Annotated in this window: 3 protein-coding genes; 1 reads left to right on the forward strand and 2 read right to left on the reverse strand. The window is 64.1% G+C overall.

Going from position 1 to position 2,945, the window contains the following annotated elements; all coding sequences use genetic code 11:
- On the reverse strand, window positions 1–1,090 hold a 1,090-nt coding region (locus JHD73_RS27290; protein ID WP_199033262.1), incomplete at its 3' end, for an AMP-binding protein.
- A 449-nt stretch (window positions 1,091–1,539) separates the two neighbouring features.
- On the opposite strand from JHD73_RS27290, the gene JHD73_RS27295 reads away from it, so the two are divergent.
- Window positions 1,540–2,478, forward strand: a complete 939-nt coding sequence (locus JHD73_RS27295; RefSeq protein ID WP_199033263.1) for a LysR family transcriptional regulator — start codon at window positions 1,540–1,542, stop codon at window positions 2,476–2,478.
- A gap of 76 nt (window positions 2,479–2,554) precedes the next feature.
- On the opposite strand, the gene JHD73_RS27300 is transcribed toward JHD73_RS27295, so the two are convergent.
- On the reverse strand, window positions 2,555–2,945 hold a 391-nt coding region (locus JHD73_RS27300; protein WP_199033264.1), incomplete at its 5' end, for a topoisomerase C-terminal repeat-containing protein.

The following is a 2,945-nucleotide window of genomic DNA, read 5'->3' on the forward strand; positions in this document are numbered from 1 at the left end:
GGCCGTAGGCCGCCTCGTAGATGCTGCACTGCCGGCCGGCAAAGGCGCGCCACTGCTCGGCAATCGCCTCGGTGAGCGTCACGCCAAAGCTCGTGCACGGATTGGCCACCAGCGATTCCATGCGGTACTGCGCGGCATCCGGGTGCGCCATCACCGCGAGGTTCATCGGCGTCATGCTGTACCAGCGCGTGACGCGGTAGCGGTCGATGGCCTGCAGCACAGCCAGCGGGTCGAAGCGATAGAGCAGGATGGTGGTCGCGCCCGAATACAGCATCACGTTCATGCCCATCAGCATGCCGGCGATATGCGACAGCGGCGCCACTGCCAGCAGCACGTCGGATGCCTGAACGCCGCTCACCTGCGCCGTCACGGCGGTCTTGTACAACGCGTTGCGGTGCGTGAGCATCGCGCCCTTCGGCCGGCCGGTGGTGCCCGACGTGTAGATCATCAGGGCCACCTCGTCCAGATCGACCTGGATGGCGGTCACGGCATTGCGCTCGGCCACGTCCACGGGCTCAGCCAGCAGCTGCATCAGGTCGAGCTGCGCGGCGCCGGGCTTGTTCTTGAGCGGCGGCGCGGACGAGGCATCTGCCGCGATCAGTTCGGGCGGCACAGCCAGCGCCTTGCGGCATGCCGGCTGCGACGGCTGCAGATCGGCATAGCGCGTCGTGATGACGGTGGAAACCGACGTACCCGGCCGCGCAGCCTCGACAATCGGCATCAAGTCTGCCGCAGCCACCAGGATCTTCGCGCCGGAATCGGCCAGCTGGTCGCGCAACTCATGCTGACGCGACAGCGGCCCACACGGCACAACGATGCCGCCCAGCTTGGCGGTGGCCAGATGCGCCAGGATGGCCTGCGGACAGTTCTGCAGGAAAAGCGCCACGCGGTCGCCGCGCGTCACGCCCAACCGCTGCAACTGCACCGCCAGCCGCGTCGCAAGCTGGTCCAGCTCGCGCCAGCAGATCGTACGCCCGTACCAGAGCAGGGCGATACGTTCAGGCGTCTGCTGCGCATGGTGGGCGCAATACCGGTGCAGCGGCATTTCGCCTGCGAGGTAGTGGACCGGTTCGCGGTTCTGGATCGTCATGTGGCGTCTCCTCGGCGGTCGGCATCGCGGGGCAATGCGTTGGCCGTGATGGCTGCCCTCATACCGGGGCGCTCATGCGGGGCGGGTCTTGTGGCATCCATTGTTCGAGTATGACCAGCCCGCCTTGCGGTTGCCGTATCGATTTGCGCAAGACAACGTTCCACCCGAAACCGCAGCAAAACGTGACCTCAGACAGGACAGACGCCAAAAATCTACCGTTCGGTATAGAGTCTCGGCGCAAACCTGCTTCGACGTCAATCAGGGAGAAGGCTGATACGCAGCCTCGGCAGCAATGCCCACAGAGTGTAAAGAATGTGGTTATCTCAATGGAAGCGTGCACTCACATTCAGTCAATTGGCCGACACAGTGAATTGCGTAGACAACATCAAAAATTTGCTGTCACGACAGATTTGTTCTATTTTTGACAACAAATCATGTGAGAGGCTGGAATGGATCGTTTGCAGTCGATGCGGGTGTTTTCCAAAGTGGTGGAGCTTGGCAGCTTCGCCCGGGCGGCCCAGCATCTGTCGATGAGCAATGCCGTGGTCACGCGCTACGTGGCCGATTTGGAGGCGCACCTTGGCACGCGCCTGCTCAACCGCACCACGCGCAGCCTGTCGCTGACCGACGTGGGCGAAACCTACCTGCAGCGCTGTCAGCAGATCCTGCTCGACATTGATGAGGCAGAATCGCTCGCCACCTCGCGCAGCCAGGCGCTGGTGGGCGGCCTGCGCATCGTCGCGCCGGTGATGTTCGGGCTGCACGTCTTACCGATGCTGCTGGCGCGCTTCCAGCAGCTCTACCCGGAGGTGACGTTTGACGTGGCGCTGTCCGATCGCCCGATCGACATTGTGGAAGACGGCCGCGATGTCGGCATCATGGTGTCGGAACTCGGCCTGGGCTCGCACCTAGTGGCGCGCCGCATGATCTCCGCCGAGATGGTGATGGCTGCCACGCCGGCCTACCTGCGCCAGCACTCCACGCCGCAGCGCGCGGAGGACATTGCAGAGCACCGCGTGATCGCCATGTGGCATCCGCAGCTGCGCCACGAGTGGGAGATGAACACGCCTGACGGGCAGTCGATCTCGGTGCCGGTGCAGCCGTCGCTGGTCACCAGCAATGCCGAGCTGATGCACCGCGCCGTGCTGGCCGACATGGGCATCGCGATCTTGTCGTCGTACATGGCGCGGCCGGATCTGGAATCGGGCAAGCTGGTGCGCGTGCTGCCGCAGTACAAGCTGCCGCACCGGTCGTTGTCGCTGGTGTATCCGAGCCGCAAGTTCCTGCCGACGAAGGTCCGCACCTTCATTGACTACATGCTGGCCCAGGCGATGGAGGTCAAGCACAGCGAAGCACGTGCCGGCCGGGGCCTGAGCGAAGCCGCCTAGGCTCCACCGCGAACGCGCAAACAAAACGGGAGGACACTGTCCTCCCGTTTGCGTTGGTGCTGACGACACCCGCCGATCAGGTTTCGCTGGTGCTTTCCTCGTCGGTCTCGGCTTCTGCGGCTTTCTTGCGTGCCGGGGCTTTCTTGGCGGCGGTCTTCGCAGTTGTCTTCGTCGCGGTCTTGGCCGGAGCCTTCTTGGCAGCAGGCGTTTTGGCGGAGGCCGTCGTCTTCTTCGCCGCGGTCTTGGCAGCGGGCTTGCCCTTGCCTTCGCCACGCGGCTCGAACTCGAAGCCGATCTTGCCGTCCGGCTGCTTGACCAGGAACGCCTTGAAGTTGCGGCCCGTGCGTGCCGACTTGAAGCCGGTCAGCAGATCGGTCTTGCCCTCGGTCAGCAACTTGGCCAACTGCTCACGGCTGATCTCCTGCTGCAGGATGATCTTGCCGGTGGTGAAGTCGCACGTCTTGGGC

It is taken from the genome of Ralstonia sp. ASV6 (assembly GCF_016429285.1).
GTDB classification, from domain to species: Bacteria; Pseudomonadota; Gammaproteobacteria; order Burkholderiales; family Burkholderiaceae; genus Ralstonia; species Ralstonia flaminis.

Excerpts from the sequence above, each read along its gene's own strand:
- JHD73_RS27295 (WP_199033263.1), top strand. The coding sequence starts at position 1,540 with ATGGATCGTTTGCAGTCGATGCGGGTGTTTTCCAAAGTGGTGGAGCTT.